We start from the raw sequence: 17,803 nt of genomic DNA, 5'->3' as shown, positions 1-17,803 counted from the left end.
CCTTTGGAGAAGTTTGGAAAAGCTAAAAGTTTTAAACTTTTAGCTTTTCTATTTTAGTTTGGTATGCCTTTATTTCGTCACGTAACTTTGCCGCTTCCATAAAGTCCAGAGCTTTGGCTGCCTGCTCCATTAGTTTACGTTTCTCTTTTATTTTCTTTTCTAATTCTGGTTTGCTTAAATACTCACTTTCTGGCTCAGCTGCTTTTAAAGCATCCATTTCGTATTTGTATGTACTTACCGAATTTTTGGCTAAGGCATTATCAAGACTTTTGTTTAAAGCCTTAGGCTCAATTTTATTCTTGGTATTATAGGTAATTTGTTTTTCTCTACGGTAGTTGGTTTCATCAATGGTTCTTTGCATACTTTTAGTAATTTTATCAGCATACATAATAGCCTTTCCATTAATATTTCGGGCAGCTCTACCTACGGTTTGCGTTAAGGAGCGGGTTGAGCGTAAAAAACCCTCTTTATCTGCATCTAAAATTGCAACAAGAGATACCTCGGGTAAATCTAAACCTTCTCTAAGTAAGTTAACGCCAACTAAGACATCAAATAAGCCTTTACGTAAATCTTGCATGATTTCTACACGTTCTAGTGTATCAACATCACTATGTATGTATCTACACCTTATTTGAATTCTATCTAGGTATTTAGTCAACTCTTCTGCCATGAGCTTAGTTAACGTAGTAACTAATGTACGTTCATCCTTTTCAACGCGCAGTTGTATTTCTTCAATAAGATCATCAATTTGATTTAGACTTGGGCGTACTTCAATAATTGGGTCTAATAAACCAGTGGGGCGAATAACCTGTTCAACATAGATTCCATCAGTCTTTTGCAACTCATAATCCGCAGGCGTTGCGCTAACATAAATTACTTGGTTCTGTAATGCCTCAAACTCTTCAAACTTTAAAGGACGATTGTCTAAAGCAGCTGGAAGTCTAAAGCCGTACTCCACCAAATTTTCTTTTCTGCTTCTGTCCCCTCCATACATAGCATGTACTTGAGAAATAGTGACATGGCTTTCATCTACCACCATTAAATAGTCGTCAGGGAAGTAGTCTAATAAACAAAAGGGACGCGTACCTGCTTGTCTGCCATCTAAGTATCTCGAATAATTCTCTATTCCTGAGCAATAGCCTAACTCTCGAATCATTTCAAGATCAAATTCAGTTCGTTCCTTTAAACGCTTAGCTTCTAGATGCTTACCAATTTCTTTAAAATAGTCATGTTGTTTAACTAAATCATCTTGAATGTCCTTAATGGCATTTTGTAAAACTTCAGGAGAAGTAACAAACATATTCGCAGGGTAAATGTTTAGTCTTTCGTATTTTTCAATAACTTCATTGGTTTGAATATCAAAAGACTCTATATCTTCAATCTCATCACCAAAAAAATGTATTCTAAAGGCATTGTCTGCATAACTAGGATAAATATCTACTGTATCGCCTTTAATTCTAAAGTTCCCATGGTTAAACTCAGCTTCAGTTCTGGAGTACAAACTTTGTACAAGTTTATGCAGTAATTGTGTTCTTGAAATCTCTTGATCTCGTTTTATTGTAATAACATTTTTCTGAAATTCTACAGGATTTCCGATACCGTATAAACATGATACCGATGCTACCACCAAAACATCACGTCTTCCAGAGAGTAGAGAAGAAGTAGTACTTAAACGCATCTTCTCAATTTCTTCATTTATAGAAAGATCTTTTTCAATGTAAACACCAGAAACTGGAATATAAGCTTCGGGCTGGTAGTAGTCGTAATACGATACAAAATATTCTACAGCATTATTTGGAAAGAACTGTTTAAACTCTGAGTATAATTGAGCTGCTAAGGTTTTATTGTGAGCTAGGACTAATGTTGGCCTTTGCACTTCTTTAATGACATTAGCAACAGTAAATGTTTTTCCAGAACCCGTAACACCGAGTAAAGTCTGGTACTTCTCATTAGAGGTAATTCCTTGAGCTAACTGTTTTATAGCCTCTGGCTGATCTCCCGTTGGATTAAATTCAGATTCAATTTTAAATTTCATACTTCTTTTCTAGCAAACACTAAAAGTACTTAAAGAAGTTGAATTTTCTAAAACGTAATTTGAAAATTAACGTTTTAAAGTAAAATGTCCTGTATGTATCTTTCCATTTTCTCGAGTAAATCTAAACCAATAGTCATCTGAAGGCATTGGAGAACCTTTAAATGTGCCATCCCAACCATCCTCAATGGTATTAATTTGTTTAATTAGTTTACCGTATCTATCAAAAATAAAAATGCTACTTCCCCTTTCAAAAATTTCATTCACGCCAATAATCTTCCAAACATCGTGCACTCCATCTCCATTTGGAGTAAAAAACGGCGAATACCCTAAAACGGTTAAAGGAAATCTTACCTCTCGGCAAACTTGTTCAATATCTCTTATCACAAGCCAATAAATACCTGGTCTAACATTATTAAATTCTGGATCTAGTTGAAACGGGAAAGTAACAGTATTATCTTCTTGATTAACCAAAGAAAATTCATAAGTACTGCTACCTAAAATAGAAACATCTTTAATTCTAACAGTATTACGTGGCAGAAAATCGTTGACTTCTATATTTTCTTCAGTAATTGATGGTGGGTCAGCTGCTTTTATCACGACAGTTCTACTTCTTGAACATAACGTGGACGGATTTGTTAAAGTAAGTGTGTACTCCCCTGGTTGGATAACATCTGCTCTTGATAAAATAAGGTCGTTTCCTATTAATAGACCATTTGGAGATCCATCATGAAAAATCCAACTATATATAAAGAACTCAGCAGGGTCGTTCTGAATAGGAATTACGTTAACTGGATTAAACGGATTTCCACATACTAATATTTCTTGTTCTAATTCAAACTTAGGTTTTGGATTAACAATAAGATTTATAGAAGCGGAAACGCTACAATTTTGATTAAGAGGATTGGAAATTCTTGCTGTTATGATTTGATTACCAGATCTTAAGATAGATGGTAGTGTAGGACTATTAGAAATAGAAACACCATTTTCATCTATATAGTCAAAGTGGATATCCATATTAGATTGAGAACCAAGTAGTGTAGCGGCAAATGTGGAGGTGTCGAAATCGAAAGAATCATCATTGTCTACATCCCCATTATCTCCATCGCATACTATTTGGGGAGGAACATTATCTGCTATAACAGGTTGCTCATCAACAACAAAATTTATTGTAGTTTCATCATAACAAGCCCCATCTGGGTCTAGAGTTGTATTGTTTGTTACTCTAACGGTTATGGTTTGTGTTTCAGTTAAGAAAGTCCCTTGAATTGGGCTTATTACAGGAGTTATACCATCGGCATAAAACAAAGGATTGCCTAAATCATCAAAATAGCTAATAGTAACATCAGCGGGATTTTGACCATCAAGGATATTGTCTTCGAGGTTTGATGTATTGAAAGGGTAATTTATTAGTGCATCATTGGTATCATGATCGCATTGTCTGTTAAAAATCACATTATTTGCAGTAGGAAGCGCTTCAACGTTTAACAAGTTTGAGAATTCATGGAGTCCCAGGCAATCGTTACCCAAATCACTTTTTACACGTACCCAAATACTTTGAGTGTTTGGCGAATTTGTATTTCGGTGATTGGCAATATCTAAAATCTCATTAGTCTCTAATTCAGCATCCATTTGAGATTCGAAGAAATGAACCGTTACGTTAAAACCTGAAAATATAACATTGGAAATATGATCTCTTATTGCTGTCATATTGAAAGTAGAAACACCATCTCTTAAACCTAAACCTGTTCCATCATCGCATTGATAAAGTGGTGTAGGCGTATATGTGTCTAAAGCGCCACTGTAAGGGTTAACTCTTATTGTTAAAGGAACCACTCTAAAACAAGAGTTCGGGTTTTCAACTCTTATATAAACAGTTTGAGGCAAGAAGCCCAAAGTTGTATTTTGGTATGCAGTAGGTGTAGGTATTTCCACCCCAGCATTATTGGCTTCAATGCTAGTTTCATAGTATGTAAATACCAAGCCTTCGGCACTATGGTTTACATTTATTTCTTCCTTAATTTGATCTAACGTTAAATTGAAAAAGGCTAATCCGTCATTTGAAGCATCATCACACTGCGCATACTCATTAGGAATATTTACGATAGGTAAAGAGAATACTTCAACCTCGAAAGATGTATCAGCAATACATGTGTTATAGGCATTACTTGTTACTCTAACATATACTGTTTGTGAGTTAGGGGTTGTGTTATTAAAAGCCGTTGGCGGTACTATTTGAGTTGTATAACTAGCATCTGAAAAATAAGTTAAAGTAAAATCAGTGGCACTTTGCCCATTTAAAATTTCAGTTTCTTTTTGTGTTAGGTCAAAAGTCTTTAAACCATCTGTATCAGTTCCAACTGAGGTATCATCACATTCCTGAAGTGGTGTAACGTTTAACAGAGGAAAGGGGCTATCATACACTTCCAAGTTAAAACTGGAGGTATCATAACAGGTAGTATTAGCATTATTTTCAACCCTTGCATAAATTGTGGTATTACCACTTTCAAAAGGACTGGTTATAGGATTTGTATTACTATCTGCATCTGCTTGTGTTTCATGATATGTTATAGTCATTCCAGGAGCTGTTGTTATGGAATTATTTTGAAGTGTTAAATCAAAAGGCATGGTACCATTATTATCATCATCACATAACAACATGTTGGCAGCTGTATTTGCTACAGGAAGTATATCAACAGTAATATTTACTTCACCAGAATAAAGTCCACAAGTATTACCTGTTCTATTTAAAAATGCTCTAAAAACATAATTGTTAATAGCTAAAGGCGCATTAGTAATATTAAGATAAAAAGTGTTTGTTCCAGAAAAAGTGGCATCATCAGTCATGGAAGTCCAAGTTGCTCCTGAGTCCATTGAAATTTCCCATTGAATGGTCTCTGCATCTGGTGAAACCAAAGGCACAATAAAGTTTGAGTTTTCACAAATAACAGCAGCAGATAGGTGGCTATCGATGGTAATTGGCGCAAAATCTAAATAATCGGCATCAGGTAAAGTATACCCATCAGCGGCGTTAGTAACCAGTCCATTGGAGTCAACTATAACAGCTACATCACCTAGGTAATCATCATCGTTTCCATCAGAAAAACCGGCTTCAATAACATCACTACAAGTGTCGCCATCGCTATCGTGATCAATATATGAGAAGATAGTGTCCGCGTCAAAGTCATCTAGAGTATATCCCATAATATTACTGTCTGGAGCGGTCTCTGCGGCGTCTGCCCAGCCATTAGTTCCAAAAGTAGGTCCATCTTCAACACCATCAAGATTGGTATCAGACAACGTGCCTAATTGTCCAGTTTCAATTAAATCAGAAATACCATCATTGTCAGAGTCTAAATCATAAAAATCAACCACACCATCTCCATCTGTATCAATAGGGGGAACAAATCCTGTGAAAACATCATCTAAACCATCGCTATTAGAATCATTCCCAGTAAGTGCAACAATAGTTCCAGATCGTTCAATAATATCAGGTATACCATCATTATCGCTGTCTAAATCTAATTCGTCTTTTATACCATCATTATCGTTATCATTTTTAAAACAGGTTAGCGATAAATTTGCAGTAAACGTTGAAGGATCTGTTGGGTTTTGCAGTTTATGTATAAACGAGAAACCATCAACAGAGTTAGCAAAAAACTGAAAAGGTGTATTTCCATTAGGGGTTGGATTTATTTGAAAATGAATTTCTGAACCTGATATTTGCGTAACACCATTTTCCACAAGTCCGTCAAAATTAGTGTCTACCAATAATCTATCATCAGGATCAATAAGCGTAATATTTTTATTTGATGGTAGTATACTCACAACATAAAACTCTCCGACGGTTGAAATATTCAAAATATTAGTTTCTTCAAGCTTTATATTTACAGGTTCTGTAAAGCTTAAAGCATAAGTACTTTCTGCAGAAGGATCATTCCCAAGAGTACTAGTAAAATTTCCTGAATCATAACCAGTTATTCCATTAGTACTACCGTTTAAACTAGTTTCTGTATAAGAAGAACTTGCAATAGTGTTATTAGTTGTAGCATCTTGAAATTCTAAAACAGGTGTGTTAGTGTTAGCAATATTCAGGGTAACATCTCCTCTTGATTCTGTGCAGTTCTCTATACCATCATTGTCGTTATCAATATCAATATTATCAATAATACCATCATTATCGATATCATCAGGACAAATACTTATTGGAACTTCTACAGACTCTAAGGGACCACCATTGCAAGGAAGTTCTCCAATAACTTTATATTTACCAGGAACTGTTGGCGTAAGGGAAGCACTCGTTTCTGAGAGGGTTACGTACCCTGTACCATCATCGTACCACCATTGATAGCTTTCAAAGTTTTGAGCATTGGCTATGGATAAAGTGAGATTATTACCTATACAATTTCCTAGGGTTGCGAATTGAACATCGAAACTAAATTCTGGTTTAGATTGAAACCCAGAATAAAAACTACCAGATGTAGCAGCACCATTAACGTTAAAATAGGCCACATATAATTCATCATCACCTTGAACAGAAACATTACCTGTTAATCCCGTTACTTTATAAGTTATATAATCTGTTTTTCCCGTTACTGGACTTGGACCTACAGTAGCAAAATTTGAAAGCGGTTGGTTATTAACCGTAACAGTAGCCCCAGTTTTTGTAACAATTGAGATACCTCCATCGTAAATAAGATTACCTATTTCATCAATATTAGCAATATTGTCTATATTACCTCTTGTTTCACAGCTTAAAGGTGGTACAAAAAACATTCCTTGGTTAGCTTCGCTATTTGAACCAACACCTTGATATGCAAATGCATCATTGTTAGTTTCAACGTACATGTTGTCATTGACAGAATAGAACCCGCCTTCAATAACATAATATTCGCCAGCATTAATTGTAGTTATTGGGGCGTTTCCATTTATGCTAATTGTTGTATTGTCAGTGTGAGCAACAATTAATACATTTTCCCAGGCGTCATTTCCTGCACCTTTTACAAAAATGTATTCGTTTCCAATTTTAGATAAACCAGCAATTTGATCAATACCGTAATCTCTACCCATTCCATTATCAAAACTACCGTTTGCAGATCCGCAGTTAACCACTATAGGCTTATCTGATGTAACAAGACAACCTATTAATCCGTCCATTAAATTATTCACAGTAGGTCCGTTGTCGGCTACGTTTATGGCTAGTACGTAACTTTCACCTTCATCTAGATTTACCGATATGGGTGTTGGGCCAGAATAGTTTTCGATAACCAAACCCGCAGGAAGATCTCCAAAATTAATAGTAGTATCATCTTCAGAAGCCATTACAGAAATAAAACTTAAGTAATTATTTTGAGGATTCTCACTTGTATATGTTCCTATTCTAAAGGATGTATCTAGTGCAGATAATCCCTTGCTAACTAAAGCACCTGCTTGGGCGTTTCCGGCATTCATTCTTACAGAAACATAAATAGGAGCTTCTGCTTCAATAATATAACCTTTATTGTTTGTAATTGTACTACTAGCACCAGAATCCTGAAATAGTTGCGTGTTAAATCCAAAACCCGCATCAATTCTTTGAGGTGTAGTGCTAGATACTGTTCCTGTAATATCGGCTCCACCCACAGCAGTGATTGTATAAGGAACTAAACCTGTACTTGGTGTAGAAATATAAATCCATTGGTCTTGTGGATCCGCATTAGAAGGTCCACTTGTTAAAGGTGGTATATAATGTTTAGTACTTAATTGGGCATAAGAAAAACTCGCCGAGATAGATAAGAAACATAAAAATAGTAGGCTCTTTATAGTGGAGCTAGTTTGCATAGCAAAGTGTTTGATTTAGTTGATTGTTTGGCAGCTCTTTAAAGAACTAACGTCTAAAATAAATTAAATATTTATTTTAGACTGTATTAACTCCTTAAAGGTTTAAAACAATTAGTTAAAAAACACAAAAAGGGCTATTTTTCAAACAAATAAGCCAAACAATTAGTACAAAACTTATCTTTTTAGAGCAAAATGACCTTTGTAGCTAGTAAGTATGCCATTATTAGAAACTTTGGCTACATACCAATAGTCATCGGAAGGCATTGGATTGCCATTATAAGTACCATCCCAACCAATTGACGTATGCGTTAAAGTTTTAATAAGTTTACCGTGTCTGTTATAGATGTTAACAAATGAACCCCTTAACTCAGGTCTTTCAATGCCAACAATGTGCCAAGTGTCATTTGGCCCATCATTGTTTGGAGTAAAAAACTTTGGAATATCAAAAACAAAGACAGATTTAGTAACATCGTTACATCCATTTAAATCTCTTACTGTGACCAAATGTTCTCCATAGGTTACATTTTCAAAAACATTATAAGTTCTAGGGGAGTTTTCTACACCGTCCAAAAGAAAGATATAATCGCCTATTCTATTGGGCATATCAAGATTAACAGTTATGCTGTTAGGATCATTAAAATTTACTGTTGGTGTAAATATGATACCTGCATCTTCTGAAGCCATAACTGTAAAACTATGTGTGTTTGAACAATCTCCTGTTAAATAAGGTCTTGTTACAGTAACGGATAAATTAATGCTACCGTTTATTAGATCTGAGGGTTGGACTAAGATTTCAGAGCTTGAACTACCTGTAGACCATGAATACATGTCTCCCGAAAAACCAGTTTCTGCACTCACAACAATTGGCACATCGTTACACAAAGGCACAACAGTTTCTATTGGAATAACAGGTCTTGGGTTTATGTGGGTTTCAAACGTTGTTACATCAAAACAGCCCGTAATTCTATTTTCAATTCGTGCATAAATAATTTCTTCATGCAGCGCCTGATATACATTACCAATAGCGCCACTACCATCTTCAGAATAGGCATTATCACTATCGTTATAAAAGGTTAAAGAAAACTGACTGTCAGGTTGTGAAGCGCCTCTTATTAGAGCCTCGGTATCTAAAAGATTAAAAGTTTCTGTATCTGTAGTATCAATATTAGAATCACAGTAATACAAATTGGGCGTATCAAATGCAGTTGGGTTAGGGTTTATACTAAGTGTAAAAGAAGTACTTATTGAACAAGAATTGTTTATATCTGTTATTATTGCATCTACAACATAATCTCCAGGTATTGTATATGTAAATACATTATTAGAAATAATGGCTGCGGATGTAGTTGCATAGTTAATGTTAACTAAACTTGGCTCATTAACAAGTGTACTATTAATTTCTGAAAGGTCAAAAGTGTTTGAGTTACTTTCGCAAGTACTGTAAGAGCTTATAGTATTAAATATTGGTGGCGTATTAACTATTAAATCTTGTGAGATAATAGTAAAACAACCTGTACCTGGATCTGTAACTTTTATGAAAACAGTGTTACCATTTTCAGAAGGAAACTGAGTTAATAAAGTGCTATCTATGGCATTACTGTGATCCAAGCCATTATCTTGATTTATATCCTCATATTCTTCATAATAATAAACTAAATACAAAGAAGGATCCAATCTTCCACTAATATCAAAATCGGCTTCCAATAAGTTGAAGTTTGTTATTTCATCATAATCCTCGTCACATTCTATTAAAGGTCCAGAAACTTCAGAAACATCTGGAGTAAGGAATAGATTTACTGAAAATTCTTCAATTTCATAACAAGGTGAATCCGAACTTTCTATTCTAACAAATATAGTTTCGTTTTGAGTTATAGAATGTTCATTTGGCAGTGGAGAGATATTATCTCTAGCATTGTTACGTGTGGCATGAAACGAAATAGTTAAATTGCTATACCCATTCGATATTTCTGCTCTTTTAGCAGCTAAATCAATTTCTTCACTTCTGTCATTGAAATTATCACAAACTGAAAAACCTACAACAGGGTTGTATAAGGCTTCTGGAGATACTTCTAATTCTAAAGGCGCAATAGTATTACAATCTGTATCAGTAATATTTTCTACACGAACGTAAATGGTTCTATTTCCACTTGGATAGCCATTTGTTGGTAACTCTGCATTTGGTGTTCTATTTATAGCATCATTTTCATCTTCATAGTAAAGCACAATTTTCCCAGATTGAGAATTTAAAATTGTACCGTTCATTTCGGATAGAATAAAATTTGATGTAGAAATACCAGCAGGTTCACAAACTTGTAATTTTAAATCGTTTGGAAGTATTGGTTTAGTGTTAAAGATAATATCGTATTGTGCAATACTATGACACCCTGTTGCAGAACTATCAAATCTAACAAAGATAGTATGGCTACTATTCACAGTATAACTGTCTGGATCCTCAATTGGATTGCGGGGAGCATTGGCATCTTCAAGAGAATTATAATAACTTATAACCACACCTGTAGTATCCGAAATCATTTCATTAAGGTTGTCTCTTAGGTTTATCTCTTCACTATTTTGATTACTACATATTTCGATAGTGTTAGCATCTGTAACACTTGGAGCGGTAGTAATTATTAAATCAAATCTATTTACAGTATAACACTGAGGATTTTCGTTACTTTGTATCCTAGCCCAAAGCACGGTTGTACTTGTATCGTAAATTGGTGGTAAGACATTTAAAGCTCCATTATTAGCATCAGATTCAGAAGTAAAATAAGTAACGGAAAAGTTCGAATTACCGCCAGTGATTTGGGCATCTAAATCTTCTAAAACAACACTCATAAAGCCCGTACCATTATCATCACAATACTCTATTGCTCCTGTATGCTGAATATTCAAAATAGGGTTAATTATTAAGGTGATTTCTGCAGAATCTTCACACCCACTAACAGTGTCTCTTAAGTTTAGGTATAGCGTCGTACCGTTTACTGCAGAAAAAGGTGTGCTTTTTGGGAGTAGGTTGTTGCGATCTTCGTCACTATAGAATGTTACCTCAACCCAATCTGTTAAATCCTCGTTTATTTCTCTTTCAATGGCCAACAAATCAAAATCTAGAGCATCGTTACTATCTTCATTATTGTCACACTCGGCGAAATCTCCCATCCCAGGACCCGTTAGTAGCAAACTTGTATGTGTTTCTATTTGGCCAATACTAGGGCAACCTGTATTGCCATCTACAACTCTTACAAAAATAGTGGTATAACCTGGTTCACGATTATCACTACTATAATCATAATTTTCTGGGTGGAGTATAGGATCTGTTCCGTTTTCCGCATCTTGTCTTGAAGTGTGATAGGTAACTGTATAGGGCAGCGGTAAACCATTTAAAATAGCATCTATTTTTTCGGTTAAATCAAAAGTTCCTACTCCAACATGGCTTGTATCACAGGCATCTAAGTATTGTGTGTCAAATACTATTAAAGGACTGTCTGTAACTTCAACAGGTAAAATGTCGGTGTTAAAACAGCCTGTGGTAACATCTAATACTCTTATATAGACTTGGTCATTGTAGGGGTTTGAGTTTACGTAGTCTCCATTTGGAATTTCATTTTCTCCATTTAGAGCATCTAAATTGTTAAAGTGGTAACTCACTACAAGGTTTGGGTTTCCACCAGTAATTTCATCATCTTTTACCGTTAGGTTCATTGCTGTAAATCCATTGTTTGGCTGATCATCACCGTCGCATACAGTCATGGGTAAAAATGGAGCAATTGTAGGAGTAGGTGTAACAACTAGATTAAAACTGGTATAAGCTACACAATTACTATTGGTATCATCTATTCTCACCCATATTTCTTGACCGCTTGAAGTAATACTAGTAATTGAATTGTTTGGATTGTTTCTAGCGTCGGAGTCTGAAGTGTAGTATCTAAAAGTGTAACTACTAAATAAGGCTCCAATATTTATTATTAATTCGGTATCTCTTGTGGAAAGATCAAAAAATTGGCTTCCATTACCACCAGGGACATCACAAATTTCATAATCATTAATGGGGGTTACGGTTTCCTCAGAATTCAGAACTATAGTGATTTCATCTTGTTCATCACAATTGCTATTACCCAAAGGGACGGTAACTACAACTCTGTAATCGCCATTTTCACTTACGTTAAGGAATGTATTTGTCTCACCTGCAATAATGTCCCAAACGCTATTAACTTCGTCATACTTAAACCATTGGTATGTGGCAAGCGGATTGTTAATATCTGCATCTAATCTTGCTGAACTAGAGCAGGTAGTTATATTGTCTCCCAAATCTAGAGGGTCATAACTATTACCTTCTATAAAAACGGCAGAATCACCATCTGGAACACCAGAATCTGCAATAATCAGTTTTACATGATATTCAACATTAGGCGTTATCGTTTCAGAAGCCGTTAGAATTTCAGTTCTACCATCATAATTTGTATCTCCAAAATTGTATCCATCAAAATATTGCTCATTTGTAGCGGCACAAACACCAAAAATTTCGCTGTGAATATTTCTAGAGTTCACTGGGGTATTTGTACCAGGAATTACAGCTATATTTCTATATGGATTTCCAGAGTTTTTTTCGGTAATTAAAAAAACAATGTGATCCGTTAAAAAACAAGGTAATTGATCAAAATACTCTTCTGAGGCATATAAAAAATTGAAATAAAACTGACTGGAGCTAGATATAAAATCAAATTCAATAGAGGTTGCATTTAAAGTATTTGTAACTCCAAGAGCAGCTTCTAGATCCGAATCTGTCCCCCAAGAAGAGTCGCCTTCATTTAAAATATTCGTAATAATACTATTTCCACCTGAATTGGTACTACCTGTAGAAAGCATTATACCGTTATTAAAAGGAAAACTAGACGTGCCTCTTTCAAAATACGCATAACTGGGGAAACCAGAAGAATTACCATTTACAGAGGAAGTAATGTTGCTTATTTCAATACAGCCATTGGCAAAATTATTTTCAATTAGAGATTGTAAGTTTACAGAGGAATCTGTAGTGATTTGTTGCGAGAATAATGCACTACTACTGCAGAAAAACACTAATATAAAAGCTAAAACAAATCTCATAGCTGTAGGTTCTTTTTGTTTTGATTTTTTTGGCAAAAATAGCATTATATTTTATAGATGATATTTTGGCGAAAAATATGGATTTTTAGGTTTAAATGCAAAAAAACACGATAAAATGCAGTTTTTTTAATATTTAGACCGATGCTTATCCCTTTCTTAAAGTATGATTTTTTTGTAAATATCTGTATTATATAATAATAAAACGTATCTAATGCTTTTTTTCCCCTTTATTATAGGATTAATTGATGAAGTCTTAAAAAAACAAGTTGAAATACCTAAATATTAAATATTTATTGTGTTTAAATTCTTAATAAAAACCTAATTCAGTTTTTAAGTGTAAAATGACTTCTGAAAACCCTTCCATCTTGTAGTTTAACTAAAAACCAATAATCATCAGATGGTAATCTTTCACCGTTTATAGAACCGTCCCAACCATCGCCTAATGGCGTAATTTCTTTAACCAATTTACCGTACCTATTAAAAATTTGAATTTTACTATTAGGTTGAAACATACTAGATACACCATAAACTTGCCAGGTATCATTTTGTCCGTCATTATTTGGAGTAAAAAATTTGGGGAAGCCAATAACACTAAATTTGTCTGAATTGGTAATACCACAGTCGTTTTTCAAATCTCTAACTTGAACCGAATAAAAGCCTGGAAAAACGTTTTCAAACACATTGCTATCCTGAAAAAAGACTCGGATATAGCCGTTCTCATCAAGTAATTGGTATTGGTATTCTCCTTCACCAGAGGCAATAACAGTTACCATATTATTTTGGGTAGCATCAATAACTTCGATATCATCAATTGTTGCAATATTAGAGGGAATTACGGTTACTGTTCTAATCTTAGAACATTTGGTAATGGTATTAATTATTTCGACTTCGTAATCTTTTGCTTCATTAACATTAATACTATAGGTATTTTGTCCATTAGACCAGTTATAGGCATAATTATTAGGATCATCATTAATAATACCTGCATCTATTGAAATGGGTATCGGAAACCTATTAAGACAATATATTGCAGTTGCCTCGGTTTCTATTTTGGGTAGTGGGTTTACCGTTAGTTCCACTTCACTTATACCGTAACAGTTATTATCATTTTCTACTCTTGCATAGATTATTTGATAATTAGGTGTAGTATTGGTATAAGAATTCCCTAATTTTTTCTGTTCTAAGAGCGCATCGTCTAAAGTTTCATAATAGGCTATTGAAAGTCCAGATGGTAATCCATTAACAACTTCGTTATTTAAAGTTTCTAGATTAAATAGGTGAAAACCATCTTCAGTACCATCATCATCACAAGTTTCCATAGAAACATTATTGGAATCTGTTGCACTAACTTCTAGAGTGAGTTGGGAATAGTCTGAACATCTTGTTCTCTCATTTAAAACTTGAACATATATAGTTTGAGGGTTACTAATATTGGTGTAAGAACTAGCATTTATGCGTTGCGTTCTTGCTGCATCTAGGTAAAAGAGGGTCAAGGTATTATCACTTTCATTAATATCTATAATAGCCTCATTCAAATTAAAAAGTGTAAATCCATCTGGAGTTCCATCTTCATCACACTGAAGAATTGTGTGATTGTTGGCAATTGGGTTGTCATTATATACTACAAAAGCACCACCTTCTATTGCACAATCTCCGTTTTTTGGGTCTATATAAACTTCATAATGACCTGCTTCTGTAACCTCCAAATCGAAATCCGTGTCTGCTAATAGAATTTCGTCTCTTGTCCAAGTATATGTAGCGCCTGGAATATCAACGGATGTTAAAGTATAAATATCACCATCGCATAAATCTAAATTAGTGGCGCTTCTCCCATTTTTTATAATATCAATTTGTTGATTAAAAAACGAAGCGATAAAAGGTGGTAACCCTTGAGAAGATTCATTGCCACCTAAACTTAAGGCGTTGTGTTGGTAATTACAGGCTGTACCAACATTATTTGGATTGTTTATAACTCCTAAATATGGTAGCCCACGGTTGTAAGTTTCACTTAGAGCTCTGTAAATCTTTCCGTTAGGACCTAATTGAAGTCCTCCTCTGTAAAGAGTTCTATCATCTAAAATCACTTGAGAAGCCTGAATATCTGGAGCAACTAAATTAAACTGTGATAAAACGGATGTATGATTAGTGGCAATTTCATTGTTTTGAAAATTTTCTGGGTCGAAGTAATTATTACTTGCATGAACATACAATAACTGACTATTCGGTGAAAATTCCACACCATAAGGAAACGGACTTGTGCTACTATTAATAGTTAACGCAATGGGGTTACTAACTATTCCAGTGGTGGTATCAAAGTCATATACCTCCATACCATCTCTAACATGGGCGGCCACTAATTTTGTTCCGTCGGGAGATAACTTAAGATATCCACGTCTATCTGAAGGAAATAATGTTGGAAAGGTAGTTTTTACAGGAGTTGGATTAACTCCGGAATCGTTAACTTCATATGCATAAAAAGTGTTGTACAAATTACTTATTCCATCTTCCGAGGCTAATGTAATTACCCAAATGGACTTGGTAATACAATCTTTTAAAACCGCAGTTAATTTTTCCGAACAATGCGGTAAGAGGTTTACATTTTTCTGCACAACGCCTCCCAATCCACCGTCTAAAGTCATATCTACCACTGAGTAATTGAACCCGTTATCTGGATCAAAACCAACCGTAGTGTCTACCGTAAATATGTAATAAATATCGGGGTCATTCGGTTTGGGTACAATAATGGCAGATTGTGTACTAGAATTATCTCCAAATAAACCAAAACCGTTTCCCATTTGGGTATGGTTCCTGTTCCAAACTCTGGAACCTTCTGTATAAAATAATAGGTTACCGTATTCATCTGAGATAGAAGAACACCCTTCATTTGTCCACAACTGACTTGTGTTTACAGTGTTTATCGAATTTGTGGTTAAGTTAAATTCAATACCTGCACCATACCCGAAGTACCAGTTAGACGCTTGTCTTTGTGAAAAAACAAGCGTACAGAGGCTGCAAAAAAATACTAAGGTGGTAATTTTTCTCATTCTTCGATAGCACTAGGCTACCAAAGATATTATAAATCACGCTTTTTCAATAATCTAAACGATAAAAAGATAAATAAGGCTGTCCAACCCAAAACTATAAGGATTTCATATCCATGAGCTCCATAATCATAAGCTAAATTTGCTTTATCTGGAAATTTTGTCATTGCAATTCTTTGAAACGGCTGGTCTATGAGTTTGTACATTGATTTTAATGGAAAAAAGTTTTGAATTTTTTCCGCTAAGTCTGTGTTAGAACGCCACGCTATAATGCCAAATATGATCCATTCTAGAATGTATAAAATGAACAAAAACCCTAAAGCAAAGGCAGAACGTTTTACCAACATACCAAAGAATAAGCACAAGCTAAAGAACCCTATAAGCTTAACAAAATACGCTGCTAAAAATTCAGTTTCTTTAATAATTATAGAAAACTCATTATAACTAGAATAATAGAGCCCTATACACAATGAAATAATAAAAATAAGTATGGTTGAAACTAAAGAAAAGAAAATTATAGTATAGAACTTTGAAAGGATAAATTCCTTTTTACTTAATCCATCAATAAGGTTCTGTTTTATAGTTTTATTACTGTATTCGTTACCAATCATGCTTACCACAACAATAGCAAAAAAGAATTTGAACTGAGAAGCAAAAAACGTTGTCAAATGCCATATTATTGGGAAATTAAAAATACCTAGTTCACCCAATTCAAGTGTAAAGAAACCAAAAACATTGATTTTTAATGATGACAACAGTATCACAAAAAATGGTAAAATAAACGATACAAAAATTAGTATTTTACTGGTTCTATTTAAGAGAAGCTTTTGTAGCTCTAAATTTAGTAATCTTAACATGTTATTGGTTTTGGTTAGTTTGGTTATCGGTTAACTGAAGGAACTGTTCTTCTAAACTTTCTTTACGTTGTACTAGGTGTGTAAGTACAATGCCTTTTTCAAAAAGAAATTTATTAAAATCATCAGATTGCATAGGCTCATTTAAAAACGCTGTTATTAAATCTTCTTCAATTTTAATATTTCCGAAAGAGGAATGGTTTTCTAAAAGCGCCTTTAATTTGTCCTGGTCGTTACATTTAAGTTCAAAGAATCCATGACTTGATATCATTTCATCTACTCTTCCTGCATAAAGTTTTACGCCTTTTCTTAACACCACAACATGAGAACATACTTTTTCAACTTCATCAAGTAAGTGAGAAGCTAATAATATCGTTGTTCCTTTAGCTGCAATTTGCTTTATAATTTCTCTTATTTGATGAATTCCTTGAGGATCCAATCCATTTGTTGGTTCATCTAAGATTAAGATTTCCGGATCGTTTAAAAGGGCAGAAGCAATAGCCAAGCGTTGTTTCATACCTAGAGAAAATGTCTTGAATTTACTGTCCTTTCGGTCTAATAGGCCTACGACTTCTAATTTTTCATCAATCTTACTATAATCAACCCCCTTTATCTTACATACAAGTTTTAAGTTATCGTATCCAGACATATAAGGGTAAAAGTTAGGGCGCTCAATTATAGCGCCTACTTTTTTAAGGGCATCATGTGTTGTGGTAGTACCATCAAACCAATGAAAATCGCCAGATGTTTTATTAACTACATTTAAAACAATACCTAAGGTTGTTGATTTTCCACTTCCGTTAGGTCCTAGAATACCGTAAACATTGCCTTTGTTAATGGTGAATGATAAGTCTTTTACTGCTGTTAAATACCCAAATTTCTTGGTGAGGTTGTTAATTGTAAGAATGGATTCCAAATTGTAACATTTTATATGCTAAAATAGATTAGCATTG

Annotated in this window: 6 protein-coding genes; all 6 read right to left on the bottom strand. The window is 34.4% G+C overall.

The window, feature by feature from the left end; translation table 11 throughout:
* Positions 1-31: 31 nt before the first annotated feature.
* On the bottom strand, positions 32-2,035 hold the full coding sequence (gene uvrB / locus FUA24_RS24180; RefSeq protein ID WP_148545941.1) for an excinuclease ABC subunit UvrB: 2,004 nt from the start codon (positions 2,033-2,035) through the stop codon (positions 32-34).
* A gap of 66 nt (positions 2,036-2,101) precedes the next feature.
* A complete protein-coding gene (locus tag FUA24_RS24175; protein ID WP_148545939.1) occupies positions 2,102-7,852 on the bottom strand; it encodes a T9SS type B sorting domain-containing protein in 5,751 nt (1,916 codons plus the stop codon).
* Positions 7,853-8,026: 174 nt separating this feature from the next.
* Positions 8,027-12,955, bottom strand: a complete 4,929-nt coding sequence (locus FUA24_RS24170; RefSeq protein ID WP_187388387.1) for a T9SS type B sorting domain-containing protein — start codon at positions 12,953-12,955, stop codon at positions 8,027-8,029.
* A 323-nt stretch (positions 12,956-13,278) separates the two neighbouring features.
* The gene (locus FUA24_RS24165) at positions 13,279-15,999 is read right to left on the bottom strand and encodes a T9SS type B sorting domain-containing protein (RefSeq protein ID WP_148545936.1); all 2,721 of its coding nucleotides are present in this window, start codon (positions 15,997-15,999) and stop codon (positions 13,279-13,281) included.
* 29 nt (positions 16,000-16,028) lie between these two features.
* Positions 16,029-16,853, bottom strand: coding sequence for an ABC transporter permease (locus FUA24_RS24160; RefSeq protein ID WP_148545934.1), 825 nt, complete (start codon positions 16,851-16,853; stop codon positions 16,029-16,031).
* A gap of 1 nt (position 16,854) precedes the next feature.
* A complete protein-coding gene (locus FUA24_RS24155) occupies positions 16,855-17,766 on the bottom strand; it encodes an ABC transporter ATP-binding protein (protein WP_148545932.1) in 912 nt (303 codons plus the stop codon).
* Positions 17,767-17,803 lie beyond the last annotated feature (37 nt).

The sequence above is a fragment of the Seonamhaeicola marinus genome (genome assembly GCF_008085455.1).
This window is presented reverse-complemented; position numbering and strand designations above follow the sequence as displayed.

Coding starts and splice junctions, on each gene's coding strand:
- FUA24_RS24175 (WP_148545939.1), bottom strand. CDS start 7,852: ATGCAAACTAGCTCCACTATAAAGAGCCTACTATTTTTATGTTTCTTA.
- FUA24_RS24160 (WP_148545934.1), bottom strand. CDS start 16,853: ATGTTAAGATTACTAAATTTAGAGCTACAAAAGCTTCTCTTAAATAGA.
- uvrB (WP_148545941.1), bottom strand. CDS start 2,035: ATGAAATTTAAAATTGAATCTGAATTTAATCCAACGGGAGATCAGCCA.
- FUA24_RS24165 (WP_148545936.1), bottom strand. CDS start 15,999: ATGAGAAAAATTACCACCTTAGTATTTTTTTGCAGCCTCTGTACGCTT.
- FUA24_RS24170 (WP_187388387.1), bottom strand. CDS start 12,955: ATGAGATTTGTTTTAGCTTTTATATTAGTGTTTTTCTGCAGTAGTAGT.